The organism is Bradyrhizobium sp. NAS96.2 (assembly GCF_001908235.1).
Taxonomy (GTDB): domain Bacteria; phylum Pseudomonadota; class Alphaproteobacteria; order Rhizobiales; family Xanthobacteraceae; genus Bradyrhizobium.
Map to the genome: position 1 here is coordinate 1 of NZ_LGHK01000076.1, position 26897 is coordinate 26897.

26 protein-coding genes, 1 other RNA gene and 1 pseudogene are annotated in these 26897 nt (G+C 65.2%); 21 read left to right on the plus strand and 7 right to left on the minus strand.

Going from position 1 to position 26897, the window contains the following annotated elements:
- Positions 1 to 3020 (plus strand): AsmA family protein (locus tag AC628_RS17565; protein ID WP_074128039.1); only part of this gene is annotated, 3020 nt, incomplete at its 5' end.
- A 65-nt stretch (positions 3021 to 3085) separates the two neighbouring features.
- On the opposite strand, the gene AC628_RS17570 is transcribed toward AC628_RS17565, so the two are convergent.
- From AC628_RS17570 to ssrA, 6 genes are all read right to left on the minus strand, one after another.
- On the minus strand, positions 3086 to 3439 hold the full coding sequence (locus tag AC628_RS17570) for a VOC family protein (RefSeq protein WP_074128040.1): 354 nt from the start codon (positions 3437 to 3439) through the stop codon (positions 3086 to 3088).
- 56 nt (positions 3440 to 3495) lie between these two features.
- Positions 3496 to 3771, minus strand: a complete 276-nt coding sequence (locus AC628_RS17575; RefSeq protein ID WP_021077181.1) for a ribbon-helix-helix domain-containing protein — start codon at positions 3769 to 3771, stop codon at positions 3496 to 3498.
- Positions 3768 to 3971: a DUF4169 family protein gene (locus tag AC628_RS17580; protein WP_074128041.1), complete on the minus strand. Its 204-nt coding sequence runs from the start codon at positions 3969 to 3971 to the stop codon at positions 3768 to 3770. Before AC628_RS17580 ends, AC628_RS17575 begins: the two co-directional genes overlap by 4 nt.
- A 276-nt stretch (positions 3972 to 4247) precedes the next feature.
- Positions 4248 to 5663, minus strand: coding sequence for a class II fumarate hydratase (gene fumC / locus AC628_RS17585; protein ID WP_143201658.1), 1416 nt, complete (start codon positions 5661 to 5663; stop codon positions 4248 to 4250).
- Positions 5664 to 5840: 177 nt separating this feature from the next.
- The gene (locus tag AC628_RS17590) at positions 5841 to 6362 is read right to left on the minus strand and encodes an SspB family protein (protein WP_074128042.1); all 522 of its coding nucleotides are present in this window, start codon (positions 6360 to 6362) and stop codon (positions 5841 to 5843) included.
- A gap of 144 nt (positions 6363 to 6506) precedes the next feature.
- Positions 6507 to 6869, minus strand: a transfer-messenger RNA (tmRNA) gene (gene ssrA, locus AC628_RS17595).
- A gap of 76 nt (positions 6870 to 6945) precedes the next feature.
- Here ssrA and AC628_RS17600 point away from each other — a divergent pair.
- The 12 genes and pseudogenes from AC628_RS17600 to AC628_RS17655 all read left to right on the plus strand — a co-directional run bounded on the left by AC628_RS17600 (position 6946) and on the right by AC628_RS17655 (position 17477).
- A complete protein-coding gene (locus AC628_RS17600) occupies positions 6946 to 7557 on the plus strand; it encodes a chromate transporter (protein WP_074128043.1) in 612 nt (203 codons plus the stop codon).
- Entirely contained in the window at positions 7554 to 8087 is a 534-nt protein-coding gene (locus AC628_RS17605) for a chromate transporter (RefSeq protein ID WP_074128044.1), read from the plus strand. Before AC628_RS17600 ends, AC628_RS17605 begins: the two co-directional genes overlap by 4 nt.
- A gap of 95 nt (positions 8088 to 8182) precedes the next feature.
- Positions 8183 to 8683, plus strand: coding sequence for a tripartite tricarboxylate transporter TctB family protein (locus AC628_RS17610; RefSeq protein WP_074128045.1), 501 nt, complete (start codon positions 8183 to 8185; stop codon positions 8681 to 8683).
- 7 nt (positions 8684 to 8690) lie between these two features.
- Complete coding sequence (locus AC628_RS17615) at positions 8691 to 10205, plus strand: tripartite tricarboxylate transporter permease (RefSeq protein ID WP_074128046.1); 1515 nt, start codon at positions 8691 to 8693, stop codon at positions 10203 to 10205.
- A 134-nt stretch (positions 10206 to 10339) separates the two neighbouring features.
- A complete protein-coding gene (locus tag AC628_RS17620) occupies positions 10340 to 11320 on the plus strand; it encodes a tripartite tricarboxylate transporter substrate-binding protein (RefSeq protein ID WP_074128047.1) in 981 nt (326 codons plus the stop codon).
- A gap of 195 nt (positions 11321 to 11515) precedes the next feature.
- Positions 11516 to 12310, plus strand: coding sequence for a thymidylate synthase (locus AC628_RS17625; RefSeq protein ID WP_050628412.1), 795 nt, complete (start codon positions 11516 to 11518; stop codon positions 12308 to 12310).
- A complete protein-coding gene (locus tag AC628_RS17630; RefSeq protein ID WP_074128048.1) occupies positions 12310 to 12795 on the plus strand; it encodes a GNAT family N-acetyltransferase in 486 nt (161 codons plus the stop codon). Before AC628_RS17625 ends, AC628_RS17630 begins: the two co-directional genes overlap by 1 nt.
- Positions 12795 to 13307 carry a dihydrofolate reductase gene (locus AC628_RS17635; RefSeq protein WP_074128049.1) on the plus strand — a complete coding sequence of 171 codons (513 nt, stop codon included), beginning with the start codon at positions 12795 to 12797 and terminating at the stop codon, positions 13305 to 13307. The genes AC628_RS17630 and AC628_RS17635 overlap by 1 nt, the downstream gene beginning before the upstream one ends.
- A 144-nt stretch (positions 13308 to 13451) precedes the next feature.
- A pseudogene (hflK, locus tag AC628_RS17640) lies at positions 13452 to 14595 on the plus strand (FtsH protease activity modulator HflK).
- Positions 14592 to 15491, plus strand: coding sequence for a protease modulator HflC (gene hflC, locus AC628_RS17645; RefSeq protein WP_074128050.1), 900 nt, complete (start codon positions 14592 to 14594; stop codon positions 15489 to 15491). Before hflK ends, hflC begins: the two are co-directional and overlap by 4 nt.
- Positions 15492 to 15572: 81 nt before the next feature.
- On the plus strand, positions 15573 to 15773 hold the full coding sequence (locus tag AC628_RS17650) for a DUF2065 domain-containing protein (RefSeq protein ID WP_074128051.1): 201 nt from the start codon (positions 15573 to 15575) through the stop codon (positions 15771 to 15773).
- A gap of 207 nt (positions 15774 to 15980) precedes the next feature.
- A complete protein-coding gene (locus AC628_RS17655) occupies positions 15981 to 17477 on the plus strand; it encodes a Do family serine endopeptidase (RefSeq protein ID WP_074128052.1) in 1497 nt (498 codons plus the stop codon).
- 175 nt (positions 17478 to 17652) lie between these two features.
- Here the strand turns inward: AC628_RS17655 and serB are convergent, their stop codons facing one another.
- A complete protein-coding gene (gene serB, locus AC628_RS17660; RefSeq protein ID WP_074128053.1) occupies positions 17653 to 18558 on the minus strand; it encodes a phosphoserine phosphatase SerB in 906 nt (301 codons plus the stop codon).
- Between serB and miaA the strand changes: the two genes are divergently transcribed.
- The 8 genes from miaA to ilvC all read left to right on the plus strand — a co-directional run bounded on the left by miaA (position 18557) and on the right by ilvC (position 26862).
- Positions 18557 to 19486, plus strand: a complete 930-nt coding sequence (miaA, locus tag AC628_RS17665) for a tRNA (adenosine(37)-N6)-dimethylallyltransferase MiaA (RefSeq protein WP_074128054.1) — start codon at positions 18557 to 18559, stop codon at positions 19484 to 19486. The genes serB and miaA overlap by 2 nt on opposite strands.
- Positions 19487 to 19925: 439 nt before the next feature.
- A complete protein-coding gene (locus AC628_RS17670; RefSeq protein ID WP_074128055.1) occupies positions 19926 to 21701 on the plus strand; it encodes an acetolactate synthase 3 large subunit in 1776 nt (591 codons plus the stop codon).
- Positions 21702 to 21918: 217 nt separating this feature from the next.
- The gene (locus AC628_RS17675) at positions 21919 to 22905 is read left to right on the plus strand and encodes a threonine dehydratase (protein ID WP_074128056.1); all 987 of its coding nucleotides are present in this window, start codon (positions 21919 to 21921) and stop codon (positions 22903 to 22905) included.
- Positions 22906 to 22926: 21 nt separating this feature from the next.
- The gene (ilvN, locus tag AC628_RS17680; protein ID WP_016841057.1) at positions 22927 to 23469 is read left to right on the plus strand and encodes an acetolactate synthase small subunit; all 543 of its coding nucleotides are present in this window, start codon (positions 22927 to 22929) and stop codon (positions 23467 to 23469) included.
- A 3-nt stretch (positions 23470 to 23472) separates the two neighbouring features.
- Entirely contained in the window at positions 23473 to 24168 is a 696-nt protein-coding gene (locus AC628_RS17685) for a class I SAM-dependent methyltransferase (protein ID WP_074128057.1), read from the plus strand.
- A gap of 32 nt (positions 24169 to 24200) precedes the next feature.
- On the plus strand, positions 24201 to 25076 hold the full coding sequence (locus tag AC628_RS17690; protein WP_074128058.1) for an EamA family transporter: 876 nt from the start codon (positions 24201 to 24203) through the stop codon (positions 25074 to 25076).
- 7 nt (positions 25077 to 25083) lie between these two features.
- Positions 25084 to 25692, plus strand: coding sequence for a LysE family translocator (locus tag AC628_RS17695; protein ID WP_074128059.1), 609 nt, complete (start codon positions 25084 to 25086; stop codon positions 25690 to 25692).
- 150 nt (positions 25693 to 25842) lie between these two features.
- The gene (ilvC, locus tag AC628_RS17700; RefSeq protein WP_074128060.1) at positions 25843 to 26862 is read left to right on the plus strand and encodes a ketol-acid reductoisomerase; all 1020 of its coding nucleotides are present in this window, start codon (positions 25843 to 25845) and stop codon (positions 26860 to 26862) included.
- Positions 26863 to 26897: the final 35 nt, after the last annotated feature.

The following is a 26897-nucleotide window of genomic DNA, read 5'->3' on the forward strand; positions in this document are numbered from 1 at the left end:
GCCGTGACGCTGGCGGCACGCCGGGCCAGCGCGGCGGCAGCGACATGCCGTCCTGGCGGATCGCCGCCAAGATCAAGTCGGACTATTCGGCGGCACGTCTCGACCAGGTCGAGGTGAGTTATGGTGCCGAGGACCGTGCGCTGAAGCTCGCAGGCAACGGCGATCTGCGGTTCGGCACATCACCGCTGCTGCGCGCTTCGCTCGCGGCGCGGCAGCTCGATGGCGACAGGTTCGCCGCCAAAGACGGCGGCAAGGACAGCGGCAACGGCAATGTCGAGCCGGTGCGCGTGTTGCCGGCCATGCGCGCGGTGTTGTCGGGTCTTCCGCAAAGCCCGATACCCGCGCAGGTCGAGCTCACGTCCGAGCAGGTCATGCTGGGCGGCCGCCCGTTGCAGGACATCTCGGCCGAGCTGCAATCGGATGCGAAATCATGGACGGTGCGCCGGCTGGAGTTTCGCGCGCCGGGCTCCACGCGGGTCTCGATGAGCGGCGCCAGCGCGCAAGCCGGGGTCGCGAACAGTTTCAAGACCGCGCTCAACATCGAATCGTCCGATCCCGATACGCTGATGACCTGGCTGCAGGGGCGGGGCGACATCGCCTATCGCAGCCAGAAGCCGCTCCGCTTGCGCGGCGACGTCACGGTGTCGCCATCAGGCTTTTCGATCGACGCCATGAAGGCGGAGATCGAGGGCGGCGCGCTCGAGGGCCGCATCGCAGTCGCGCATCGCGAGGCGACGAGCGGATCGAAGGTCGAGGCACAGTTGAAGGCGGAGCGGCTCGATCTCGATGCGACCGCGGCCTTCATCCGCTCGCTGGCTGGTCCGCAAGCCGAATGGCCCGACGAGGCGCAGCTGTCGCTCGACGTCGGGCGCGCAATCTCCTCCGGGCAGGAATTGCGGCCGCTGCTGGCGAAGATCGCCTACAGCCCGAAGAGCATCGTGCTCGAGCGCGTGAAGATCGGTCAGCCCGACAACGTCACGCTGGACGGCAGCGGCAATTTCGACCGCGCCAATTCGACCGGCAAGCTTGCGGTCGACGCGACCGCCGCCTCGCTCGCCCGGCTGACCGCCGTCGTTCAGCCCTTTGCGCCAGCGCTTGCCGCGCGGCTCGGCGTGCTCCGCGCGGATGCCGGTCCGGTCCGCGCCAAGCTTGCACTCGACCTCGGCAAGGGCAAGGCCGCCGATCACGTCAGCGCGCGCGCGACGCTCGATCTCGACACGCCGCAGCTCAAGGGCAATACGGTGATCGCGGCGACGCCGCCGGTCGCAGCGATCCGTGTGCTGGATTTCGATGCAATTCGCCGCAGCGACGTGACAGCCGAGGCGAAAGTCTCGGCGGGCGAAGGCAATGCGCTGCTGGCGCTGCTTGGGCTCGACCATGCGGTCGCAGCCGGCGCGGGCTCGACGCAGTTCGAAGGCATCGTGACCGGGGCGTGGCTCGCGCCGCTGCAGCTCAAGGCCAGGCTCTGGGGCGCGGGGCTCGACGCGGATGCGGAAGGGACTGCAGAACCGTGGACCAAGGACGGCGCCAGCGAGAGCAAATCGAGCGTCAGCCTTCGTGTCCGCAGCGCCGACATCAGTCCGCTGCTCAATCTGAAATCAGCCGATCCGGTAGCGAACATCCGCCTGTCATCGAAGCTGACGCTCGCGGGCGACAAACTGACCTTCGACGATCTCGACAGCATCGTCGCCGGTTCGCGGCTGCGCGGCCGTTTGGCGCTGACGCTCGGCGATCAGAAAAGCGTCGATGGCGAAGTCGGTCTCGATCAGATCTCGCTCGCGCCGATCTTCGCGGCTGCGATCGGTGCGGCTGGCCACGATGCGACGGAGCCGCTCGGCCTGGGGCTGACGAGCGCCTGGCGCGGCAAGGTCACGTTCGAAGCGCTACACGGTCTGCTGCCGGGCGGCGCCGAGCTGCAGCCGGTCAGCGGCACCATCAGGTCGGACGGCCAGTCGCTGACCTTCGACGGCATCAAGGGCAAGATCGGCGGCGGCGAGGCCAGCGCCTCCATCGATGCGCGGCAGGGCGTCAATGGACTCGCCTTGAATGCACATGTGCAGCTGTCGGGCGTCGACGCTTCGGCCTTGCGCTACCGCAGTCTTGCGATGCCCAAGGGACGTGCCGCGATGCAGATGACGTTGTTGACGCAGGGCCGCAGCGCTTCGGCGCTGATCGGCGCGTTGTCCGGCAGCGGCGCCGTGACGCTCGATGGGCTGAACCTTCCGGGCCTCGATCCGCGTGCGTTCGACGTTGCGATCCGCGCCAGCGATTCCGGGCAGGCAACCGATGATACGCGGTTGAGGCAGATCGTCGAACCGGCGCTGGCGGCAGGTCCGCTGTCGGTCGCTTCGGCGCAAATTCCCTTCAACATCCGCGACGGCCGCATCCGGGTCGGCGCTACCACGCTCGCGGCGAGCGGTGCCAACGTCATCCTGTCCGGCGGCTACGACATTCCGGCCGACCAGGCCGACATGCGCGCCGCGCTGGCATCGACGCAGGTCGGCACCGCAAACAGCCGCCCGGAAATCCAGCTGCTCGCCGTGGGCACGCCCGACGGATTGTCGCGCAGCATCGATATTGCGGCGTTGTCGTCGTGGCTCGCGGTGCGCGCGATCGACCGGGAGACCAAGCGGCTCGATGCGATCGAACGCGGCGAGCCCGCGCCGCCGCCGACCCCGGCGGCCCTTCCGCCCCCCGCCGCGCCGGCGCCTGATGGGTCAAACTCAAATTCGGCCGGAGTGCCTTCCGCCAACTTGCCGGCGCCTGGCCCCGATCCTCGCCGCGTGCCGCCGAAGCCGAAGATCGTTGCGCCGCGGCCGCCGGCTGTCCCGCCGGTCGCCGCCGCGCCCGTCATTGCGCCGCCTGCGCCGGTCGTAAGCCAGCCGCAACTGGCGCCGTTGCCGCCGCCGATCGAGGTCAAGCCGGTACCCGGCGCGGCCAGGTCGAGGCCGCTGCGACCGCCATTGTCGCTGACGCCGCAGGTCGCCAATCCGCCGCCGCGACCGGCGGTGCAGAACTAGAAACGCGCTTTCAAGCGGAGTGGGCACCGGTTCGCGTGAAGAAACGCGTCAAACGACGGGCCGGCTCACGATTGGTGCTGGAGAATATTGATCAGCCGGCCGAAGGGATCGCGGACGAAGAAGCGCCGCACGCCCCACGGCTCGTCCGCCGGTCCGTACTCGATCGCGATGCCGGCCGCCTGCATCCGGTGCAGCGCTTCATCGAGGTCGTCGACCTCGATCGAGAGATCAGGCACCGGCGCGCCGGAGCCACCTTCGGAAGCGAAGCTGATTTGAACCTGCATCGTTTCGGATGAGCCGTAAGTCGCAACCCAACCGAAATCCATCAGCGGCTCGAGGCCAAGGATGTCCCGATAGAACGACTGCGCTGCCGCGATATCAGATGCGGCTACGTTCGCGACGATGCGATTGACCTTCATGCTGAAGTCCGCGCCGCGGAACGACCGTCTGTTGCAGCGACGGTCGGTGAGGGCCGTCAGGCCTGCTGGCGCGTGTCGACCTGCTGCGGCCTGACATCCGTCGGCACCGCCGGAGTGGCGCGCGAGCGGAAATAGTCGAGCACGAAAAGCCGGATAGCGGAGGACAAATTGCCCTGCTGACGGTTGCTGTCGATCTCTCCGACCAATTCGGACAGCGTCATGTTCCGCAGACCGGAAATCTCCTTCATGCCGTTCCAGAAGGCTTCCTCGAGGCTAACGCTGGTCTTGTGACCGGCAACGACGATCGAACGCTTGACGACGGGAGACTTCATGATGCGTCTCCACTGTCGATACGCTTCGGATCCAGGAGGTGCTGATCGAGCGCACGCGCGCTGCGCTCGCCGAGAAATTCGTCACGCGCTCGTTCAGATTTGGTGCGACCGAATAGCGCACGATTGGCTTCGGCCTGCTTCGCTGCTTGTTCGCGCTCACCGCGCTTCTTGAATCGTTTCAAGTTGACCACGTCGCCCATGCTCGTCGTCCTCATCGTCCCCAAAGCGGAATTGGTGATGCATCGTGACGAAAGCAAGAGCGATCGCGCTGCGCGCCCGGCTCGATACCCATCCCGAATCCCCGTTTGATGCTTGTGATAGCATCAAAGAATCCGTTTCGCTCTGCGAAAACTAGACGTCTGTACCATGCGCCAGCGCAGAGCTGATAGGCAAACAGCCTTAGTCTTTAGGCGTTATGATCCATAATTATATCACGCGCGCTGACCGTAATTATCCGGACATTGCGCGCCATCCGTTCAGCCGGGGTGTGTCATTTTGTCCGGCTGCACGAGGCGATCAAATTCATCCGCGGACACAAATGCGAGCCGCAAAGCCTCTTCCTTCAACGTCGTTCCGTGCGCGTGCGCCGACTTCGCGACCTTCGCCGCGTTGTCGTAACCGATCTTCGGCGCGAGCGCCGTCACCAGCATCAACGAGCGCTGCATCAGCTCGTTGATGCGCTTTTCGTCGGCGCGTATGCCGACAACGCAATGCTCAGTAAATGAGCGGACAACGTCAGACAGCAACTGAATGGAATTTATCATACAATATGCCAACACAGGCTTGTACACGTTCAGCTCGAAATGGCCCTGGCTGCCGGCGACGGTGATCGTGGTCTGATTGCCGAACACCTGGCAGCAGACCATGGTCATGGCTTCGCACTGGGTCGGATTGACCTTGCCCGGCATGATCGACGAGCCCGGCTCGTTCTCCGGCAGGATCAACTCGCCGAGGCCCGAGCGCGGGCCCGAGCCGAGGAAGCGGATGTCGTTGGCGATCTTGAACAGGCCGGTCGCGACCGAGTTGATCGCGCCATGCACCAGCACATAGGCGTCGTTGGAAGCCAGCGCCTCGAACTTGTTTGCGGCGCTGGTGAACGGCAACTTGGTAATCGCGGCGACATGCTTGGCGAAGGCACTCGCGAATTCCGGCTTCGAGTTGAGGCCGGTGCCAACAGCAGTGCCGCCCTGCGCGAGCGGAAACAGCTCCTTCACGGCGGTGTGCAGCCGCGCGATGCCGCTCTCGACCTGCGCAGCGTAGCCGGAGAATTCCTGGCCGAGCGTCAGCGGTGTCGCGTCCTGGGTGTGCGTGCGTCCGATCTTCACGATCTTGGCAAACGCCTCCTGCTTCTGGTGCAACGCTTGATGCAACTCGGTGAGGGCAGGGATCAGGTCGGCGATGATGCGGTCCGCTGCAGCGATGTGCATCGCGGTCGGAAACGAGTCGTTCGACGACTGGCTCATGTTGACGTGATCATTCGGATGGATCGGCTGCTTGGCGCCGAGCTCGCCGCCGAGCATCTGGTTGGCGCGGTTGGCGATCACCTCGTTCACGTTCATGTTGGTCTGCGTGCCCGAGCCGGTCTGAAACACGACCAGCGGAAAATGATCATCGAGCTTGCCGTCGATCACTTCCCTGGCGGCGCTGATGATGGCGTCGGCGCGGCGTGCATCGAGCTGGCCGAGTTCGCGATTGGTCTCGGCCGCCGCGAGCTTGACGATGGCGAGTGCATGAATGATCGCGATCGGCATCCGGTCGTGGCCAATCTTGAAATTCTGCCGCGAGCGCTCGGTCTGCGCGCCCCAGTAGCGATCGGCGGCGACGTCGATCGGACCGAAGCTGTCGGTCTCGCTACGGGTGGCGGCGTTGGATGGTGTCGTCGATTGAGCCATGAATGCTCTCCGTTGCGTCATCAGCACGTGATCCAGCATGGCGCCGGGCTCTCCGCCGCGGCAACGCCTAAGCCGGCCGCGCGAAGACACGTTCATGCAGAAGATAATCCGGGATGACGACCTGTCATCCCGCTCCTGCACGCATCCTACAAGGTCGAGGATCGATCTGCGTTTAGATTATTTCTTGCGGAAGCGGTCCAGCCGCACCACCTCGGCGCCTTCGCTGGGCTTTGCGGGCTCCTGCTCGGTCTCGGCCGTCTCGGTCTCGACCGCCGCCCGGGCAGCCGGTGCGGGGAGGGGAGCGGCCGGTGCCGTCGCGGGAGGAGCTTCCTCGGACAGTGCGTCCGAAACGTCGAACCGCAGGTCGAACGGTGCGGAGGGATCGAGGAAACGTGTCACCGCCGCGAACGGCACGTTGAGACGCTCGGGAATCCCGCCGAACGACAGACCGACCTCGAAGTGGTCCTCGGTCACCACCAGATCCCAGAACTGGTGCTGCAGGATGATGGTCATCTCCTCCGGATATTGCGCGAGCAGACGCGGCGACAGCTTCACGCCGTCGCCGTGCGAGAGGAAGGTGATGTAGAAATGGTGCTCACCCGGCAGGCCGTGTTCGGCCGCGTCCGACAGCACCCGGCGCAGCACCCCGCGCAGCGCATCGCGCGCCAGCACGTCATATCGGATGTGATCGGTCGCCATGGTGATCCTGTCGCTTCGAAAATAGCTGGTGAGGCTCGCCGGATGATCCGACTCGCCCCCTTTGGCCCCATGCTACCTCGCCGGGAGCCGGAAATCAGCAGGGCTGGCAGCTGAAATAGGGGGCGGACGCCCATTCGAGAAATAAGTGGAGGCTTCTGTTGCCAGGTGCCTCCGAACCCCGCCTAGCGGAGCTTAACCCGCTAGGACTTTAAGATGGTCTTTCAAACTGCGTTACGCAGCCTGAGCAACCGGAGCAAAGTTGTCGTTGGCAACTATTGCATTAGCCCGATAACGGCGGAACCATACCGAGAAAAAACACGCCCTTTACGCCCTCGTCGATCCTATTTCGCCCCCGCCAAAAGCCACCGAAGGGGGCTCAGATGGGTTTTGGTGGAGGCGCCGGGTACCGCCCCCGGGTCCGAATGGTTTATTGCGACGGTCATTTATTTCCATAGCCGGCGAACCGGCACCCCCAATATAGCGGCAAAGCGATAGAAAAACAGAGCCGATTCAGACCCTTTCCGCTGTGAAAACACACCAATTTGGGTTGGCCGGCGTCCTGACGCCGTTCTAGATTTTGCCCATGCCCCGGGAATCCCCTCCGGTAGCCGCCCCGGCGCCGGATGCCTCCGCACCGTCTCCGCCCCACCAGCCCGGCCTGCTCGAGCTGTTCCTGGCCTTTGCCAAGATGTCGCTGGCTGGCTTTGGCGGGGTCCTGGTCTGGGCCCGGCGGGCGATCGTCGAACAACACCGCTGGATGACGGCGGAGGAGTTCAACGAAACCTTCGCGCTGTGCCATTTCCTGCCAGGTCCGAACATCGTCAACCTGTCGGTCGTGTTCGGCTCGCGCTTCCGCGGCATCGCCGGCGGGTTCGCGGCCTTCGCTGGGCTGGTCGGCCCGCCGATGGTGATCGCGACCATCCTTGCCGCGCTCTACGCCCGCTACGGCGACGTCGACGTGCTGCGCCGGACCCTCGCCGGCGTGGCCTGTGCCGCCGTCGGGCTGTTGTTCGCCGTCGTCCTCAAGATGATGCTGCCGCTCCTGAAGCGGCGTGATGTCACAGGCCTCGTCATTCTGGCCGCGGTTTTCGTCGCGATCGGACTGATCCGATGGCCGCTGCAGATCGTGCTGCTGGTGGCGATCCCGTTCAGCCTCGCGATCACGATCCTGACCCGCCGCATGGTGAAGGCATGAACTCGGAGTCCAACCCGATCGCGGCGCTGCTCTGGACCTTCGGCCTGATGTCGCTGTTTGCGGTCGGCGGCGCCAATTCGGCGATCCCGGAAATGCACCGCGCTGCCGTCGACGTGCATCACTGGCTGACCGACAAGCAGTTCGCCGACGTATTCGCGATCTCGCAGCTCTCGCCGGGACCGAACGTGCTGATTGTGACGCTGATAGGCTATTCTGTCGCAGGCGTTGCCGGAGCATTGGCTGCGACGGTTGCGATGTGCGGACCGACCGCGCTGCTTGCCTATTATGTCAGCCGTTTCCTCGATCGTTCGCGCGACGCGCGCTGGCCGGCGATCATCCAGGCGGCACTGGTTCCGCTGTCGATCGGCCTGATGGCCGCCTCAGGCCTGATCGTGGTGCAGACATCAGACCAAAGTTGGATCGCGGTCCTGATCACCATTGTCGCAGCTGCGCTTGCTTTTGCGACGCGGATTAATCCTTTGTGGATGTTGCTTGCCGGAGGTCTCTTGGGTTTCGCTGGCGTTGTCTGACGAAAATCGCTAGCAAGGCTTTTGGTCAACGCACCACAAGCCAAGCCATTCGATCAATACGGGCGGGACAGCCCTGACGGGGGGGAAGCGAAGTCATGAGCGATACGCCGAGCGAGGCGCCGGTCAAATCGATCTTGCCGAAATGGGTGCGCGGCCCGCAGGACTTTGTCGGCGGGCTCGCCATGATGGCGGTTGCGCTGTTTGCCTTGTGGGCCTCCAGCGATTTGCAGGGCATGCACGGATTTTCGTTCGGCGCCGGAACCGCGCCGCGCATGTTCGCCGTGCTGCTGCTGTTGCTCGGCGGCGCCGTCGCGCTGGTGGGAATTCTGAAGGACGGACCGCACATCGCGGCGTATTCCTGGCGCGGCCCGCTGTTCGTATCGGCGGCGATCGTGTTCTTCGCAGTCGCGATCCGTCCGCTCGGCCTCGTCGTCTCCGCCTTTGCCGCCTTCCTGATCGCGGCGCTCGGCTCGCATGAGACGAGGTGGCTCGAAGCCATCATCGTCGGTGCCTGCCTGACGCTCGGCTGCGCGCTGTTGTTTCCTTATGTGCTGGGACTTCCGATGCCGATGTTCCCGCGTTTCCTGATCCAGTGAGGGCGTGATGGAACTGTTTGCCAATCTCGCCCACGGCTTCGTGGTTGCATTCTCGCCGATCAACCTTCTGATGTGCCTGATCGGTGCGCTGGTCGGCACGCTGGTCGGCGTGCTGCCGGGCATCGGCACCATCGCCACCGTCGCCATGCTGCTGCCGATCACCTTCGGCCTGCCGCCGGTCGGTGCGTTGATCATGCTCGCCGGCATCTATTACGGTGCGCAATACGGCGGATCGACCACCTCGATCCTGGTCAATATTCCGGGTGAGGCGACCTCCGTGGTGACCGCGCTCGACGGCCACCAGATGGCCAAGCAGGGCCGTGCCGGTCCGGCGCTCGCGATCGCCGCGATCGGCTCGTTCTTCGCCGGCTGCGTCGCGACCGTGCTGATCGCCGTGCTCGGCGCGCCGCTGACCAAGCTCGCGCTGGCGTTCGGCCCGGCCGAATATTTCTCGCTGATGGTGCTTGGCCTGATCTTCGCGGTGGTGCTCGCCAAGGGCTCGGTGCTGAAGGCGATCGCGATGATCGTGTTCGGCCTGTTGCTGTCGATGGTCGGCTCCGACATCGAGACCGGCGCCTCGCGCATGGCCTTCAACATCCCCGAGCTGGCCGACGGCCTCGGCTTTGCCACCGTGGCGATGGGCGTGTTCGGCTTCGCCGAGATCATTCGCAACCTCGACCACGGTGCGGAGATGGACCGCAATCTGGTGCAGCAGAAGATCACCGGCCTGATGCCGACCAGGAAGGACCTGGTGGATTCCACGCCGGCGATCCTGCGCGGCACCGTGCTCGGCTCGATCCTCGGCATTCTGCCGGGCGGCGGCGCCGTGATCGCGTCGTTCGCGGCGTACACGCTCGAGAAGAAGCTGGCGAAGGATCCGAAGCGGTTCGGCCGCGGCGCGATCGAAGGTGTGGCGGCGCCGGAAAGCGCCAACAACGCCGCGGCGCAGACCTCGTTCATCCCGCTGCTCACGCTCGGCATCCCGCCGAATGCGGTGATGGCGCTGATGGTCGGCGCGATGACCATTCATGGCATCGTGCCGGGTCCGCAGGTGATGCAGAAGCAGCCCGATCTGGTCTGGGGCATGATCGCCTCGATGTGGATCGGCAACCTGATGCTGATCATCATCAACCTGCCGCTGGTCGGCATCTGGGTCCGTCTGCTGCGCGTGCCTTACCGGTTGATGTTCCCCTCGATCGTGGTGTTCTGTGCGATCGGCATCTACTCGGTGAACAACGCGCCGGTCGATGTCGTGCTCGCAGGCGTGTTCGGCCTCGTCGGCTACTGGCTGATCAAGCACGATTTCGAGCCGGCGCCGCTGCTGCTCGGCTTGGTGCTGGGCCCGCTGATGGAAGAGAACCTGCGTCGCGCACTGCTGATCTCGCGCGGCGACTGGAGCGTATTCCTGTCGCGGCCGCTGTCCGCGGTGCTGCTGGCGATTGCGGCAGGTCTGCTGGTGCTTGCCGTGCTGCCGACCTTGCGTGCGAAGCGCGATGAGGTGTTCGTGGAGTCGGAGGGCTGAGCATTCTCTAAGACCCTGCGTCGGCGCGCCGCAGGCGGAAGTCGAATCGACTCGCGATGTCGTCTCATGAAATGAAAATGCCGGCCGATTTGGCCGGCATTTTTATTGGTCAAACGTTCCCGGGAGGAATTGAGATGATGTCCATTCGCTCGCTTGCGGGCGCATGCCTTTCGGCATTTGCCGCGCTCGGCGCATTCGCCGTGCCGGCGTCTGCGCAGACCTATCCGACCCGCACCGTCACCATGATCGTGCCGTTCGCAGCCGGCGGTCCGACCGACGTCATCTCGCGCATCGTCACCGCGCACATGGCGCAGACGCTCGGACAGAGCATCGTGATCGAGAACGTGGTCGGCGCCGGCGGCACCACGGCGACGACGCGTGCCGCGCGCGCCGCCAATGACGGCTATACGCTGATCACAGGGCACATGGGCACGCACGCCGCATCCGTGCCGCTCTATCCGAAACTTGCCTATCATCCGGAGAAGGATTTCGAGCCCGTCGCGCTGCTCGCGGGCACGCCGATCCTGATCCTGGCCCGCAAGGATTTTCCGCCGAAGGACCTGAAGGAATTTGTCGCCTACGTGAAGGCCAATGCCGAGAAGGTCAACGCAGCCCATGCCGGCATCGGTTCGGTCTCGCACGCCTCCTGCGAGCTGTTGAACTCCATCCTCGACGTCAAGCCGGTCGGCGTGCCCTTCAACGGCACCGGCCCGGCCATGAATGCGCTGGTCGCCGGCCAGGTCGATTACATGTGCGACCAGATCGTCAATGCGGTGCCGCAGATCAAGGCCGGCACCATCAAGGCCTATGCGGTCGCGACCCCCGAGCGCAACCCGTCGCTGCCCGAGGTGCCGACCACGACCGAAGCCGGCCTGCCGGCCTTCCAGGCTCAGGCCTGGAACGCGGTGTTCGCGCCGAAGGGAACCTCGCCCGCGATCATCGCGATGCTGAACGCGGCGGCGATCAAGGCGCTCGACGATGACAACGTCCGCAAGCGCCTGCTCGAACTCGGCAGCGTGATCCCGGCGCCCGCCAGCCGGACGCCGGAGGCGCTGGCGACCCTCGTGAAGAACGAGATCGCGAAATGGACGCCGGTGCTCAAGCCGGCAAGTTAATCCAGCGCGATCAAGCGGATAGAGCAAGGGCTGGAGAGGGCGGAACGCGAGTTCCGCCCTTGTTGTTTGCCGGGGGAGTGTTCATTTTTCAGGGTATAATCGGTCCGTTCAGCCGAATCGGCGTGTCGACCGGCGGCCCTGGCCGCTACATTCGCCGTTCTCTCGAAGCTCCGAAAAGACCGCCAAGAACCAGTCATGAACCAGTATCACGACCTGCTCGAACGCATCCTCGCCGACGGCGCCGAGAAGCACGACCGCACCGGCACCGGCACGCTGTCGATCTTCGGCCACCAGATGCGCTTCAACCTCTCGGCTGGCTTCCCGATGCTGACCACCAAGCGGCTGCCGCTGAAGGCGATCGTGCACGAGCTGCTCTGGTTCCTCGCCGGCGACACCAACATCAAATATCTCAACGACAACGGCGTCACGATCTGGGACGAATGGGCCGACGCCAATGGCGATCTCGGCCCGGTCTACGGCTCGCAGTGGCGATCCTGGCCCGCGCCCGATGGCCGTAGCATCGACCAGATTTCGAACGTGATCGAGATGATCAAGCGCAATCCGGACTCGCGGCGGCTGATCGTCAGCGCCTGGAATCCGGCCGAAGTCGACAAGATGGCGCTGCCGCCGTGCCACTGCCTGTTCCAGTTCTATGTCGCGAACGGCAAATTGTCCTGCCAGCTCTATCAGCGCTCCGGCGACGTCTTCCTCGGCGTGCCATTCAACATCGCCTCCTACGCGCTCTTGACCATGATGGTTGCGCAGGTGACTGGCCTCAAGCCCGGCGATTTCGTGCACTCGCTCGGCGACGCGCATCTCTATTCGAACCATCTCGAGCAGGCGCGGCTGCAACTGACGCGGCCGACGCGGCCGTTGCCGACGATGGCGATCAATCCCGACGTGAAGGACATCTTCGCGTTCCGCTACGAGGATTTCAAACTCGAAGGCTATGACCCGCATCCGCATATCAAGGCCGAAGTCGCGGTCTGATGTCGCTGACCATCCGCCGCGCGCGGCCCGATGAGGCCGGACTGGTGTTCTCGCTGGTCCGTGAACTCGCCGACTACGAAAAGCTGTTGCACGAGGTCCATGCCAGCGAGGCCGATATCGCCGAAGCGCTGTTCGGCGAAAGCCCGCGGCTGTTTTGCGACATCGCGGAATGGAACGGCGAGCCGGCCGGCTTCGCGGTCTGGTTCGTCAACTTCTCGACGTTCGCCGGCCGTCACGGCATCTACCTCGAAGACCTCTTCGTGCGCCCGGCGCTGCGCGGCAAGGGGATTGGGAAGGCGCTGCTGGTGCATCTGGCGAAGCACTGCCTCGCCAATGGCTGGTCGCGTCTGCAATGGGCGGTGCTCGACTGGAACGCGCCATCGATCGCATTCTACAAATCGCTGGGCGCCGAGATGATGGACGAATGGACGGTTTGCCGCGTCTCCGGCGAGGCGCTGTCGGCACTCGCGGAAGGAACGCGCTGATGGAGATCGTGCTCCTCGTTGCGGTCGCCGAGAACGGCGTGATCGGGAGCGGCAACGCAATTCCGTGGCGGCTGAAATCCGATCAGCAGCGCCTCAAGGCGATGACGCTGAACAAGCCCATCGTGATGGGGCGCAAGACGTTTGAGTCCCTGCGCCGGCCGCTGCCGGGGCGCACCAACATCGTGGTGACGCGCGATCCGAGCTACCGCGCGCGCGGAGCTGTCGTCACGACGTCGTTCGAAAACGCCCGCGCAATTGCGCTTGGTGACGCGCTGCGGCGTTTCGCCACTGAAATTGCAATCATCGGTGGCGCCGAGATCTACGCGCAGTGGATGGGCATCGCCGATCGCCTTGAGGTCACCGAGGTCCACGCCCGGCCGGACGGCGATACGCGGTTCGAAAACATCGATGCGAAGGAATGGGAGGAGGTCGCGCGCGTGCGAAATCCGGCAGGTCCGGACGACAGCGTCGACTTCTCCTATGTGACATATCGTCGGCGCGGCCAACGTTAACCAATGTTTGCATTGACAATTATGGCCCGGCGCATAGCTCGTCCGCTCAGGAAGCTTGCGTTGTAAGGGCCCTGGCGGTCCCCTATAACCGGGCCGGACATTCGAGCCCGGGCGTCCCGTCCGGACTTGCCGAGGAGATGTTTGATGCCGTGGAAAAATCAAGGCGGGGGGGCCATGGGGCTCGGGTCCGAAAGGACCATGGGGCACCGGTCCGCAGTCGGCCGGGCCAAGGCCGCCGGATCTTGAGGATCTGCTGCGGCGCGGCCAGGACCGGCTGCAGCAGTGGCTGCCCGGCGGGCATTTCAGCGGCATGGGCATCGCGCTGGTGCTGGTCGCCGCCTTGGCGATCTGGTTTGCGACCGGAATCTTCCGCGTCCAGTCCGAGGAGCTCGGCGTCGTTTTGCGCTTCGGCAAGTATGACCGCGACGCGCAGCCCGGCCTGCGCTATCACCTGCCATATCCGATCGAGACGGTGCTGCTGCCGAAGGCGCTGCGCGTGAACACGATCTCGATCGGCATGACCCTGATCGACGATCCCGCGCGGCGCGGCCGCTCGATGCGCGACGTGCCGGAAGAGAGCCTGATGCTGACCGGCGACGAAAACATCGTCGACGTCGACTTCACCGTGTTGTGGCGCATCAAGCCGGGCGGGGCCGGCGCCTATCTGTTCAACATCCAGAATCCCGAGGGCACCGTGAAGGCGGTTGCCGAAAGCGCGATGCGCGAGGTGATCGGCCGCTCGCAGATCCAGCCCATCCTGACCGGGGCGCGCAACGTCACCGAGCAGGACGTCCAGGAACTGATGCAGAAGACGCTCGACGCCTACAATGCGGGCATCCAGATCGCCCAGGTGCAGATGCAGAAGGTCGATCCGCCGGCGCAGGTGATCGACGCATTCCGCGACGTGCAGGCGGCGCGCGCCGACCTCGAGCGCAAGCAGAACGAGGCGCAGACCTACGCCAACAGCATCGTGCCGGGAGCACGCGGGCGTGCCGCGCAGATCCAGCAGGCCGCCGAAGGCTACAAGGAGCAGGCGGTCGCCGAGGCCAGGGGCCAGAGCGCACGCTTCCTCAAAGTCTATGAAGAGTACAAGAAGGCACCCGACGTGACGCGCGAGCGCATCTATCTGGAGACCATGGAAAAGGTGCTCGGCGGCTCCGAGAAGCTCGTTTTCGACGGCCAGGGCCAGAACATCGTGCCCTACCTTCCGCTCGGCGAATTGACGCCGCGGCGTCCGCCGACGGCAGCGCCGGCCACCACCGGCCAGCAGCAGGGAGCCACCCGATGAGGTCCCCTGTCACCGGCATTCTGGCCCTGATCGTTCTCTTCATCGTTCTCGCCGTCGGCTACAGCTCGGTGTTCACCGTGCAGCAGACCGAGCAGACCATCGTGCTGCGGTTCGGCGAGCCGGTCGACATCGTCACCGAGCCCGGCCTGCACTTCAAGGCGCCGTGGAATTCGGTGATCAATGTCGACAAGCGCATCCTCGATCTGGAAAACCCGTCGCAGGAAGTGATCGCTTCCGACCAGAAGCGGCTCGTGGTCGATGCCTTCGCGCGCTACCGCATCAAGAATGCGCTGCGCTATTACACCAGCGTCGGCTCGATCCAGGCCGCCAACCTGCAGCTGACCACGCTGCTCAACGCGGCGCTGCGCCGCGTGCTCGGCGAGGTCAGCTTCATCACGGTGGTGCGTGACGAGCGCGAGAAGCTGATGTCGCGGATTCGCGAACAGCTCGACAAGGAAGCCGACGGCTACGGCATCGAGGTCGTCGATGTCCGAATCCGCCGCGCCGACCTGCCGGAGCAGAACAGCCAGGCGGTCTACGACCGGATGAAGACCGAACGTCAGCGCGAGGCGGCCGAGTTCCGTGCGCAGGGCGACCAGAAGGCGCAGGAGATCCGCTCCAGGGCCGACCGCGAGGCGACCGTGATCGTCGCCGAGGCGAACTCCGCCGCGGATCAGACCCGCGGTGCGGGCGATGCCGAGCGCAACCGCCTGTTCGCCGAGGCCTATGGCAAGGACAAGGACTTCTTCGCGTTCTACCGCTCGATGACGGCCTATGAGAACGGCCTCAAGTCCAGCGACACGCGTTTCCTGTTGCGGCCGGACTCCGAATTCTTCAAATACTTCGGCAGTGCCAGCGGCAAGCCGGCTGAGGCGGCGGCTGCGCCGAAACAGTAAATTCACGACACGGCGGCGGCGCGGACAACGCGCCGCCGCCACTTGAAGAACAACAATCATCGAGCGGGAGGTTGCCATCCGATGAGGTCAATAGCGTTCGGCGACTTCCTCATCGGTCTGGGAATCCTGTTCGTGCTCGAAGGCATCCTGTTCGCGGCGAGCCCCGCCTGGATGCGCCGGGCGATGAAGAGCGCGCTGGCCACGCCCGACAACATCCTGCGCATCGTCGGCATCGGTTCGGCGGTCGCGGGGCTGATCATGATCTGGCTGGTGCGGCGCTGAGCCTTGCCTGTTCCATCGCGCAGATCGCGCCGGACTGAACACAATCGTGAGCCTTCCCCAGCCGGTTTTTCGCCGAAATGCCCGGGTGAGATGCTTGCGCCAAATGCCCGTTCGGGCGCACTCTCTGACCACGGGCGCACACCTGCGACCACGGGCGCACACTTGCGACCAGCTAATTTGAACCCGTTTGCCTGGAGAAATTCCGACATGATCGCTGCCAGACCAGCCCTGAGCCGTCGCCTCCGCATGATGGGGGCCGCGATCTCGATCGGTGCTGCGAGCATGCTGGGCTCCGTGCCGGCGTTCGCACGCGGTCCCGAGGGCATCGCCGACATCGCCGAGAAGGTGATCGACGCCGTCGTCAACATCTCGACCTCGCAGACGATCGAGGCCAAGGACCGGACGATGCCGCAGCTGCCGCCGGGCTCGCCGTTCGAGGAATTCTTCGACGACTTCTTCAAGAACCGCCGCGGGCCGGGCGGCAAGGGTGGTGAGAAGGGCGGCGAGTTCCAGCCGCGCAAGACCAACTCGCTCGGCTCGGGCTTCATCGTCGACACCGCCGGTATCGTCGTCACCAACAACCACGTCATCGCCGACGCCGATGAGATCAACGTCATCCTCAACGACGGCACCAAGATCAAGGCCGAGGTGGTTGGCGTCGACAAGAAGACCGACCTCGCGGTCCTGAAATTCAAGCCGCCGAAGCCGCTCACCGCGGTCAAGTTCGGCGACAGCGACAAGATCCGCCTCGGCGACTGGGTGGTCGCGATCGGCAACCCGTTCAGCCTCGGCGGCACGGTGACCGCGGGCATCGTCTCGGCCAAGAACCGCGACATCAGCCAGGGCCCGTATGACAGCTACATCCAGACCGACGCCGCCATCAATCGCGGCAATTCGGGCGGTCCGCTATTCAACCTCGATGGCGAGGTGATCGGCGTCAACACGCTGATCATTTCCCCGACCGGCGGCTCGATCGGCCTCGGTTTCGCAGTGCCGTCGAAGACCGTGGCCGGCGTCGTCGACCAGTTGCAGAAGTTCGGCGAGCTGCGCCGCGGCTGGCTCGGCGTGCGTATCCAGCAGGTCACCGACGAGATCGCCGACAGCCTCAACATCAAGCCGGCGCGCGGTGCGCTGGTTGCCGGCGTCGACGACAAGGGCCCGGCCAAGCCGGCCGGCATCGAGCCGGGCGACGTCGTCGTCAAGTTCGACGGCAAGGACGTCAAGGACCCCAAGGATCTGTCGCGCATCGTCGCCGACACCGCGGTCGGCAAGGAAGTCGACGTCGTCATCATCCGTAAGGGCAATGAGGAGACCCGCAAGGTCACGCTCGGCCGGCTCGAGGACAACGAGAAGGTTCAGCAGGCCAACGCCAAGCCCAAGGACGACACCGCCGAGAAGCCGGTGACCCAGAAGGCACTCGGTCTTGACCTGGCGTCGCTGAGCAAGGATCTGCGCACCAAGTACAAGATCAAGGACAGCGTGAAGGGCGTCGTCGTCACCGGCGTCGACAACGCCTCCGATGCCGCCGAGAAGCGGCTGTCGGCCGGCGACGTCATCGTCGAGGTGGCGCAGGAGGCGGTGTCCAGCGCCGCCGACATCAAGAAGCGCGTCGACCAGTTGAAGAAGGACGGCAAGAAGTCCGTGCTGCTGCTGGTCTCCAACGGCGACGGCGAACTGCGGTTTGTGGCGCTCGGCGTGCAGTAGCAGCACGCTGACGCCTCACCCTCACTGTCATCGCCCGGCTTGACCGGGCGATCCAGTACGCCGAGACCGTTCTTATTGAGGAAGTGGCAACGGCTTTTCTAGGTAACCGGCATCGGTGGTTATGGGTCCCGGCTCCCGTGCGCAATTGCGCACTAGGCCGGGACGACACCACAACCTACCCCTCGACGAACTCATCCCGCCGATAACCCTGCGCGTACAGCAGCGCGGTGAGATCGCCGTGATCGATCCGGACCGCGGCTGCGGCTGCGACCGCCGGCTTGGCGTGATAGGCGACCCCGAGGCCGGCGGCCTGGATCATGCCGAGATCGTTGGCGCCGTCGCCCACCACCAGTGTGTCGATATCGTCGAGGTCGAAGGACTCAGTCAGCTCGATCAGGGTGGCGAGCTTGGTGGCGCGGCCGAGGATCGGCTCGATCACTTCGCCGGTCAGCTCGCCGTTCTCGACCTGCAGCTGGTTGGCGCGGTTCTCCTGGAAGCCGACCTTCTCGGCGACCACCTTGGTGAACAGGGTGAAGCCGCCTGAGATCAGGCAGGTATAGGCGCCCTGCGCGCGCATGGTCATGACCAGCTCGCGGCCGCCCGGCGTCAGCGTGATGCGCTTGTCGAGCACCACGTCGACGATGCTGACCGGCAGGCCCTTGAGCAGCGCCACGCGCTCGCGCAGCGCCGATTCGAACTCGATCTCGCCGCGCATCGCGCGCTCGGTGATACCCGCGACATGGGCCTTCAGCCCGGCGAAGTCGGCGAGCTCGTCGATGCATTCCTGCCCGATCATGGTCGAATCCATGTCGGCCAGAAAAAGCTTCTTGCGCCGGCCGATCCGAGGCTGCACGACGATGTCGATCGGCAGGTCGCCGCGGGCCTGGCGCAGCTGCAGCTCGATCGCCTTGATGTCGTCCCGGCTGGCGTTCTCGCGCTCGAACGGAATGTCGACGGCGACTTCGTTGAACAGCCACTGCGCCGGGCCGGGTGAGGGCAGCACGGCCCGCGCACCGTCGACGATGGTGGAGTCGAGGGCGGGGCTTGCAGGATTGCAGATCAGCGTGGCAACGAGGGACATGCGGGCGCATTCGGGATTGTTGGACAAGGCAGTGCTTATCGCAGGGCCGACCGCCAGCGGCAAGTCGGCCCTGGCGCTCGCGCTTGCGCAGCGGACCGGCGGGGTCGTGATCAACACCGATTCCATGCAGGTCTATCGCGACCTCCGGATCATCACGGCGCGGCCGACCGTAAGCGAAGAGGCGCTGGTTCCGCACCGGCTCTACGGCCATGTCGACGCCGGCGTGAATTTTTCCGCCGGTGCCTGGGTGACTGACGCGGCGAGGGTGCTCGGCGAAGCGCGCGCGCAGGGGCGGCTGCCGATCTTCATCGGCGGCTCGGGCCTCTATTTCAAGGCGCTGACGCGCGGCCTGTCGGCGGTGCCGCCGATCCCCGCCGATGTGCGCGATGGTGTCCGCGCAAGGCTGGAGCAGCACGGCGTCGAGGCGCTGCATGCCGAGCTAGCAACACGCGATCCGGTGTCGGCCGAGCGGCTGAAGCCGCGCGACCGCACCCGGATCGCGCGCGCGCTCGAGGTCGTCGAGGCCACTGGCCGCCCGCTGCCGGACTGGCATCGTGACGGCCTGCCGCCGCTGCTGCCGCAGGGCGAATTCCACGCGCTGTTTCTCGCGCCTGACCGGGAGAAACTCTATGCGCGGATCGACGCCCGGTTCGGCGCGATGCTCGACGCGGGCGCGCTCGACGAGGTTGCGGCGCTGGCCGCGCGCCGGCTCGATCCGCTGTTGCCGGCGATGAAGGCCCATGGCGTGCCGGTGCTGATCCGGCACCTCAAGGGGGAGATCAGCCGGGAGGAGGCCGCCGAGATCGGCCGCGCCGACACCCGCCATTACGCCAAGCGCCAGTTCACCTGGTTTCGGCACCAGCTTCCGGAATTCGAATGGGTGGCGCCGGACGCGGCGACGGAGTGGCTTACGAACCGAATTCCGTAGCCCGGATGAAGCGGAGCGTAATCCGGGATGGACTCCCCGCCGGGTGAAGCCCCGGATTTCGCTCTGCTCCATCCGGGCTACGGATGCCCTTGCCGCCGCACGCCCGTCAGCCATGCGCGTTCGCCGGCGCAAAAACACTCGCCGAACGAGCGGAACCCCGGTAGAGTACGGAAATCGCGAAAGTGCTTGCCTTGCCTTGACATTCAGGCTTTGGCCGCTATGTTCGCGCAACCTTTGGGAAGACTGGGTCGTCTCGTGCGCAACATTATTACCAAACTCCTTATCGCCGTCGTACCCAGGCACACCGCCGGGGATGGCTAGCTGCCATCCAAATTCGGGCGGTGTGCATGGGGCCTCTGGGGCCCCTTTTTATTGCCCGAAGCCGAACTGACCAGAACCGACAAAAGCCGCGCAAAAACAAGCGCATCCGGAGCGAACCATGACCGACAAGAGCCACGATCCCAATCAGATGACCGGCGCCGCGATGATCGTGCGCGCGCTCATCGATCACGGCGTGCAGCATGTCTTCGGCTATCCCGGCGGTGCGGTGCTTCCGATCTACGACGAGATTTTCCAGCAGAGCGAGGTCGAGCATATCCTGGTCCGCCACGAGCAGGGCGCCGGCCATGCCGCGGAAGGCTATGCCCGCTCGACCGGCAAGCCCGGCGTGGTGCTGGTGACCTCAGGCCCCGGCGCTACCAACATGGTGACGCCGCTGACCGATGCGCTGATGGACTCGATCCCGCTGGTCTGCATCACCGGCCAGGTGCCGACCCACCTGATCGGCAACGACGCCTTCCAGGAATGCGACACCGTCGGCATCACGCGGCCCGCCACCAAGCACAACTGGCTGGTGCGCGACGTCAACGACCTCGCCAGGGTGCTGCACGAGGCCTTCTATGTCGCCACCACCGGCCGGCCCGGTCCGGTGCTGGTCGACGTGCCGAAGGACGTGCAGTTCGCGACCGGCACCTATCATCCGCCGCGCAAGTCCGACGTGCACATCTCCTATACGCCGCGCGTGAAGGGCGATGCGACCCAGATACGCAAGGCGGTGGCGATGCTCGCCAACGCCAAACGTCCCGTGATCTATTCCGGCGGCGGCGTGATCAATTCGGGTCCGGAGGCGTCCAAGCTGCTGCGCCAGCTGGTGGAGGCGACCGGCTTCCCGATCACCTCGACCCTGATGGGGCTGGGCGCCTATCCGGCGTCGGGGCCGAACTGGCTCGGCATGCTGGGCATGCACGGCACCTACGAGGCCAACATGACGATGCATGATTGCGACGTCATGCTGTGCGTCGGCGCGCGTTTCGACGACCGCATCACCGGCCGCGTCGATGCGTTCTCGCCGGGCTCGAAGAAGATCCACATCGACATCGACCCGTCCTCGATCAACAAGAACATCCGCGTCGACGTGCCGATCATCGGCGACGCCGGCAACGTGCTCGGCGACCTCTTGCAGGTGTTCAAGGCGGAAGCGAAGAAGCCCGACATCAAGGCGTGGTGGCAGCAGATCGCGCAATGGCGCGCGCGCAACTCGCTGTCCTACCGCAAGAACAACGATATCATCCTGCCGCAATATGCGATCCAGCGCCTGTTCGAGCTGACCCGCGGCAAGGACACCTACATCACGACCGAAGTCGGTCAGCACCAGATGTGGGCCGCGCAGTTCTTCGGCTTCGAGGAGCCGCACCGCTGGATGACATCAGGCGGTCTCGGCACCATGGGCTACGGCCTGCCGGCCGCGGTCGGCGTGCAGGTGGCGCATCCGGACAGCCTGGTGATCGACATCGCCGGCGACGCCTCGGTGCAGATGACGATCCAGGAAATGTCGACGGCGGTTCAGTTCGAGCTGCCGATCAAGATCTTCATCCTGAACAACCAATACATGGGCATGGTGCGGCAGTGGCAGCAGCTGCTGCACGGCAACCGCCTGTCGCATTCGTACTCCGAGGCGCTGCCGGACTTCGTCAAGCTCGCCGACGCCTATGGCTGCGTCGGCCTGCAGGCGACCAAGCCGTCCGATCTCGACGGCGCGATCAAGGAGATGATCTCGATCAAGCGCCCGGTGCTGTTCGACTGCCGCGTCGCGGCGCTGGAGAATTGCTTCCCGATGATCCCGTCGGGCAAGGCGCACAACGAGATGCTGCTGCCGGAAGAAGCGACCGACGAGGCCACCGCGAAGGCCTTCTCCGGCGGCAAGGCGCTGGTGTGATGTCGAATCCGCGGCAGGCACTCTCTCTTCACCTCGCCCCGCTTGCGGGGAGAGGTCGGATTGCGCGTGAGCACAATCCGGGTGAGGGGGAGTCCCCGCGAATCCAACTCTCTCCGTGTCCGCGGAGAGTCCCCCTCACCTCAATCCTCTCAGAGCGAGCGAAGCTCGTCTCGGCCCCGCAAGCGGGGCGAGGGAGCAGACCGCAAGCGGGGCTACCATGTTCGACTTGAGCGAGCTCGAGCGCGCGCACAGGATCGTCGGCGCCGCGGTGCCGGCGACGCCGGCCTATGCCTGGCCGTTGCTGGCCGAGCGGCTCGGTACCGAGGTCGTGGTCAAGCATGAGAACCACACGCCGACCGGCGCCTTCAAGGTGCGCGGCGGCCTGGTCTATCTCGAGCGGCTGAAGCGCGAGCGGCCCGATGTGCCCGGCATCATCTCGGCGACGCGCGGCAATCACGGCCAAAGCCTGGCGTTTGCCGCGGGGCGTCACGGGGTGCCAGCGGTGATCTACGTGCCGCGTGGCAATTCGGTCGAGAAGAACCGCGCCATGCATGCGTTCGGCGCCGAGCTCGTCGAGCACGGCGAGGACTTTCAGGCGGCGCGCGAAGAGGCCGAGCGCCGCGCGCAGTTCGCCGGCCTGCACATGGTGCCGTCGTTCCACCCGGACCTGGTGCTGGGCGTTGCGACCTACGCGCTCGAGCTGTTCCGGTCAGCGCCCGACCTCGACATCCTCTATGTGCCGATCGGGCAGGGTTCCGGGATCTCCGGCTGCATCATGGCGCGCGACCTGCTCGGGCTGAAGACCGAGATCGTCGGCGTGCAGTCGACCGAGGCGCCGTCCTACGCGCTGTCGTTTGCGGCCGGAAAGATCGTGACCACCGAGACCAGCAACACCCTGGCCGACGGCATGGCGACGCGGATTCCGGATGCGGACGCGTTCGCGCTGATCCAGAAGGGCGCGTCGCGCATCGTGCAGGTCACCGACGACGAGGTCGGGCAGGCGATCCGCGCCTACTGGACTGACACCCACAATCTCGCCGAGGGCGCGGGCGCTGCGGCGCTCGCGGCCGCGCTGCAGGAAAAGACCAGGCTCGCCGGCAAGCGGGTCGGCCTGATCCTGAGCGGCGGCAATATCGATTTCGATCTGTTCCGGACCTGGATCGGGACGGATGCTGCGCCGGCCGCCCAGCGGGCGGTGGCGTGAACAGAATGTAAGGGGACGACCATGAACCAGCCCGCATCCGCCTACTTCCTCGAAGAGCGTCATGATCCGAACGAGACGCACACCCTGTCCGTGCTCGTGCAGAACGAGCCCGGCGTGCTCGCGCGCGTGATCGGCCTGTTCTCCGGCCGCGGCTACAACATCGAAAGTCTCACCGTCTCGGAGACCGAGAGCCAGAAACATCTCTCGCGGATCACGATCGTCACCACGGGTACGCCGATGGTGATCCAGCAGATCAAGCATCAGCTCGACCGCATGATCCCGGTCTACCGCGTCGTCGACATGACGCTGACCGGCAGCTCGATCGAGCGCGAGCTCGCGATGGTCAAGGTGCGGGGCGGTGGCGATCACCGCGTCGAGGCGCTGCGGCTGGCGGATGCGTTCCGTGCCCGGGTGATCGATGCCACGACCGAGAGCTTCGTCTTCGAGATCACGGGCAATTCGTCCAAGATCAGTCAGTTCATCGACCTGATGCGCCCCTTGGGCCTGGTCGAGGTGTCACGAACCGGGGTGGCCGCGATCACGCGTGGGCCGGAAGGGATGTGAAGCATGTTGGCGCGCGACTGGTACTACACGCAACGGCGGCAGGTCGGTCTCGATACCGCGGTTGCCTCGATCTATGACGTCAGCGAGGACAGCGATGTCCGCGCCCGCCAGGCGCTGACCATGCTCGGCGTCAAGCCGGGCTGGCGGATCGCCGATATCGGCTGCGGCAACGGCGTGCTGGCGACCGAGGCGGCGCTGATCGGCGCCGAGGTCGACGCCATCGACATCTCGCCGGCGATGATCGGGCTTGCCGAAATCTACGCGCGCGACCGCAAAGCGAAGATCCGGACCCAGCCGGCCGGGCTCTTGTCCTTTGCCTATCAGCCGAATTCCTACGATCTCATCGTCAGCGAATTCACGCTGCATCATTTGCCGGACTTCTGGAAAGCGGTGGCGCTGTCGCGGATCTTCAATGCGCTGAAGCCCGGCGCGAATTTCTATCTGCGCGACATGGTGTTCGTCAGCATGCCCGACGGCGTCGATCGCGATGTCGAGGGCTGGGCCGATTTCTCGATCAAGAACCACGACTTCGAGCGCGAAAGCGTGATGACCCATATGCGCGACGAATACTCGACCTTCGGCTGGGTGATGGAGCGCATGCTGACCGAGACCGGCTTCACGATGGTCGCTGCCGACTACCATGCGCCGCTGCACGGCACCTATCTGCTGCGCAAACCGAAGCCGGACGACCAGATCTAGATCCCGACCGAAACGGAAGTAAAAGAAGAACAATGAAGCCGGCCGATGTTGGCATCGCCGTCATGGTTGCGGTGATCTGGGGGCTTGCGTTCGTCGCAAGCAGGATCGCGCTCAATGAGTTCTCGCCGGAGCTCATGACGACGCTGCGCTTCGCCATCGCCGCGTTGCCGTGCCTGTTCCTGCGCAAGCCTGATGTCCCCTGGCCGCTATTGATCGCGATCAGCTCCACGCTGTTCCTCGGCCAGTTCCTCGCGCAGGCCTTTGCGATCGCGCATGGCGTCCCGGTCGGGCTTTCCAGCGTGGTGGTGCAGAGCCAGGCGCTGTTCACCATCGCGTTCGCGGCGATCGCCTTCGGCGAGATGCCGACGCGGCCACAGGTGATCGGCGTCGCGATCGCCGCGCTCGGCCTGTTGATGATCTGCGGCACGGTCGGGTACGACTTCAGCGTCGCCGCGTTCGCCATTCTGATGATCTGTCCGGTCAGCTTCGCGATCGGCAATCTCCTGCTGCGGCAGGCGCACGCCGCGCCGATGTTCGATCTGTTCGCCTGGCTGTGCCTGTCGGCCGCGGTGCCGCTGGCGGTGCTGACCTTGATCAGCAACGGGCCGCAGCCGACCTGGCAGGCGCTGAGCCACATGTCGCTGGCCGGGCTCGCTTGCGTGCTCTGCCTCGGCGGCATCTCGACCAGTATCGCCTACTGGCTGTGGGGCCGGCTGCTCCGGGATTACCCGGCGGCGCAGGTGGTGCCGTTCGCGCTGCTGGTGCCGTTCGTCGGCTCCGCCGCCTCCAGCATCGTGTTCGGCGAGACATTTGAGCCGCTGCGGCTCGCCGGCATGGTCACGGTGATCGGCGGCATCGCCGTGATGCTGCTGTCGAAGCGCCCAAAAGCTCTGCCGAAAGTCGCGTGAGGGCACCATGTCGAGCTCGCTGCTGTTCGCCTTTGTCGTGTTTGCGGTCGTGATGTTCTTCACCCCGGGCCCCAACAACATCATGCTGCTGTCGTCGGGGCTGACTTACGGCTTCCGCCGCACGGTGCCCCACATCGCCGGCATCACGGTCGGTTTCGCCTTCATGGTGGGCGCGGTCGGCGTCGGGTTAGGGGCCGTCTTCATCGCCTATCCGGTGCTGCAGACGATCCTCAAATATGGCGGCGTCGCCTATCTGGTTTATCTCGCGGCGGTCATCGCCATGGCCGAGCCGCCCTCGGCCGACAAGGACGATGGGCCCGGCCGCGGCCCGATGACTTTCTGGGGCGCGGCCATGTTCCAGTGGATCAATGCCAAGGGCTGGGTGATGGTGATCGGCACCATCACGGCCTATGCGGCGATTGCCGCCTTCCCCTGGAACATCGCGATCCAGGTCGGCCTCAGCCTGATCCTGGGGACGGTGTCCTGTATCGTCTGGGCGCTGTTCGGCACCGCGCTGCGGCCGGTCCTGACCTCGCCCCGGGCGATCCGCGCCTTCAATGTGGTGATGGCCATCCTGCTGCTGGCCTCGCTCTACCCGGTCTTCATGGACGCATGATGCCGCACCGCGCCATGCGAGATGAGGGTTTCCCCTGAGGGGGAAAATGCTCTAGACAACGCCGGAAATTCGCGGGCGCCCGGCGGTTCTGACCTTCCGAAAGCCTGATTCATCGGCCGATTTTGGCCCCCTTCAAACGAGGAAACCACGATGCGAGTTTACTACGATCGCGATGCCGACCTGAACCTGATCAAGGGCAAAAAGGTCGCCATCGTCGGCTACGGCAGCCAGGGCCACGCCCACGCGCTGAACCTGAAGGATTCCGGCGTCAAGGACGTGGCGATCGCGCTGCGCAAGGGTTCGGCCTCGGCCAAGAAGGCCGAGAACGCAGGCTTCAAGGTGCTTGAAGTCGCCGAAGCCGCCAAGTGGGCCGACCTCGTCATGATGCTGACCCCGGACGAGCTGCAGGGCGACATCTACCGCGAGCACCTGCACGACAACATGAAGAAGGGCGCGGCGCTCGTGTTCGCCCACGGCCTCAACGTGCACTTCAACCTGCTCGATCCGCGCGCCGACCTCGACGTGCTGATGATCGCGCCGAAGGGCCCCGGCCACACCGTGCGCTCGGAATATCAGCGTGGCGGCGGCGTGCCCTGCCTGATCGCGATCGCCAAGGACTCGTCGGGCAACGCCCATGACCTTGGCCTCAGCTACGCCTCGGCGATCGGCGGCGGCCGCGCCGGCATCATCGAGACCACCTTCAAGGAAGAGTGCGAGACTGACCTGTTCGGCGAGCAGGTGGTGCTCTGCGGCGGCCTGGTCGAGCTGATCAAGGGCGGCTACGAGACCCTGGTCGAGGCCGGCTACGCGCCGGAGATGGCCTATTTCGAGTGCCTGCACGAAGTGAAGCTGATCGTCGACCTGATCTATGAAGGCGGCATCGCCAACATGAACTACTCGATCTCCAACACCGCCGAATACGGCGAGTACGTCACCGGTCCGCGCATCGTCACGGCCGAGACCAAGGCGGAGATGAAGCGCGTGCTCGCCGACATCCAGGGCGGCAAGTTCGCCCGCGACTGGATGCTGGAGAACAAGGTCAACCAGACCTCCTTCAAGGCAACGCGCGCCAAGCTCGCCCAGCACCCGATCGAGGAAGTCGGCGCCAAGCTGCGCGACATGATGCCCTGGATCAAGAAGGGCGCGCTGGTCGACAAGAGCAAGAACTAAGTGCGGTTTTGCGGGGTGGGTTAGCGAAGCGTAAC

Coding starts and splice junctions, on each gene's coding strand:
- AC628_RS17670 (WP_074128055.1), top strand. CDS start 19,926: ATGACCGACAAGAGCCACGATCCCAATCAGATGACCGGCGCCGCGATG.
- ilvN (WP_016841057.1), top strand. CDS start 22,927: ATGAACCAGCCCGCATCCGCCTACTTCCTCGAAGAGCGTCATGATCCG.
- AC628_RS17605 (WP_074128044.1), top strand. CDS start 7,554: ATGAACTCGGAGTCCAACCCGATCGCGGCGCTGCTCTGGACCTTCGGC.
- miaA (WP_074128054.1), top strand. CDS start 18,557: ATGCGGGCGCATTCGGGATTGTTGGACAAGGCAGTGCTTATCGCAGGG.
- AC628_RS17635 (WP_074128049.1), top strand. CDS start 12,795: ATGGAGATCGTGCTCCTCGTTGCGGTCGCCGAGAACGGCGTGATCGGG.
- AC628_RS17575 (WP_021077181.1), bottom strand. CDS start 3,771: ATGAAGTCTCCCGTCGTCAAGCGTTCGATCGTCGTTGCCGGTCACAAG.
- AC628_RS17570 (WP_074128040.1), bottom strand. CDS start 3,439: ATGAAGGTCAATCGCATCGTCGCGAACGTAGCCGCATCTGATATCGCG.
- AC628_RS17655 (WP_074128052.1), top strand. CDS start 15,981: ATGATCGCTGCCAGACCAGCCCTGAGCCGTCGCCTCCGCATGATGGGG.
- AC628_RS17625 (WP_050628412.1), top strand. CDS start 11,516: ATGAACCAGTATCACGACCTGCTCGAACGCATCCTCGCCGACGGCGCC.
- AC628_RS17580 (WP_074128041.1), bottom strand. CDS start 3,971: ATGGGCGACGTGGTCAACTTGAAACGATTCAAGAAGCGCGGTGAGCGC.
- AC628_RS17590 (WP_074128042.1), bottom strand. CDS start 6,362: ATGGCGACCGATCACATCCGATATGACGTGCTGGCGCGCGATGCGCTG.
- ilvC (WP_074128060.1), top strand. CDS start 25,843: ATGCGAGTTTACTACGATCGCGATGCCGACCTGAACCTGATCAAGGGC.
- AC628_RS17685 (WP_074128057.1), top strand. CDS start 23,473: ATGTTGGCGCGCGACTGGTACTACACGCAACGGCGGCAGGTCGGTCTC.
- AC628_RS17675 (WP_074128056.1), top strand. CDS start 21,919: ATGTTCGACTTGAGCGAGCTCGAGCGCGCGCACAGGATCGTCGGCGCC.
- serB (WP_074128053.1), bottom strand. CDS start 18,558: ATGTCCCTCGTTGCCACGCTGATCTGCAATCCTGCAAGCCCCGCCCTC.
- AC628_RS17650 (WP_074128051.1), top strand. CDS start 15,573: ATGAGGTCAATAGCGTTCGGCGACTTCCTCATCGGTCTGGGAATCCTG.
- AC628_RS17620 (WP_074128047.1), top strand. CDS start 10,340: ATGATGTCCATTCGCTCGCTTGCGGGCGCATGCCTTTCGGCATTTGCC.
- hflC (WP_074128050.1), top strand. CDS start 14,592: ATGAGGTCCCCTGTCACCGGCATTCTGGCCCTGATCGTTCTCTTCATC.
- AC628_RS17600 (WP_074128043.1), top strand. CDS start 6,946: ATGCCCCGGGAATCCCCTCCGGTAGCCGCCCCGGCGCCGGATGCCTCC.
- fumC (WP_143201658.1), bottom strand. CDS start 5,663: ATGGCTCAATCGACGACACCATCCAACGCCGCCACCCGTAGCGAGACC.
- AC628_RS17690 (WP_074128058.1), top strand. CDS start 24,201: ATGAAGCCGGCCGATGTTGGCATCGCCGTCATGGTTGCGGTGATCTGG.
- AC628_RS17615 (WP_074128046.1), top strand. CDS start 8,691: ATGGAACTGTTTGCCAATCTCGCCCACGGCTTCGTGGTTGCATTCTCG.
- AC628_RS17610 (WP_074128045.1), top strand. CDS start 8,183: ATGAGCGATACGCCGAGCGAGGCGCCGGTCAAATCGATCTTGCCGAAA.
- AC628_RS17695 (WP_074128059.1), top strand. CDS start 25,084: ATGTCGAGCTCGCTGCTGTTCGCCTTTGTCGTGTTTGCGGTCGTGATG.
- AC628_RS17630 (WP_074128048.1), top strand. CDS start 12,310: ATGTCGCTGACCATCCGCCGCGCGCGGCCCGATGAGGCCGGACTGGTG.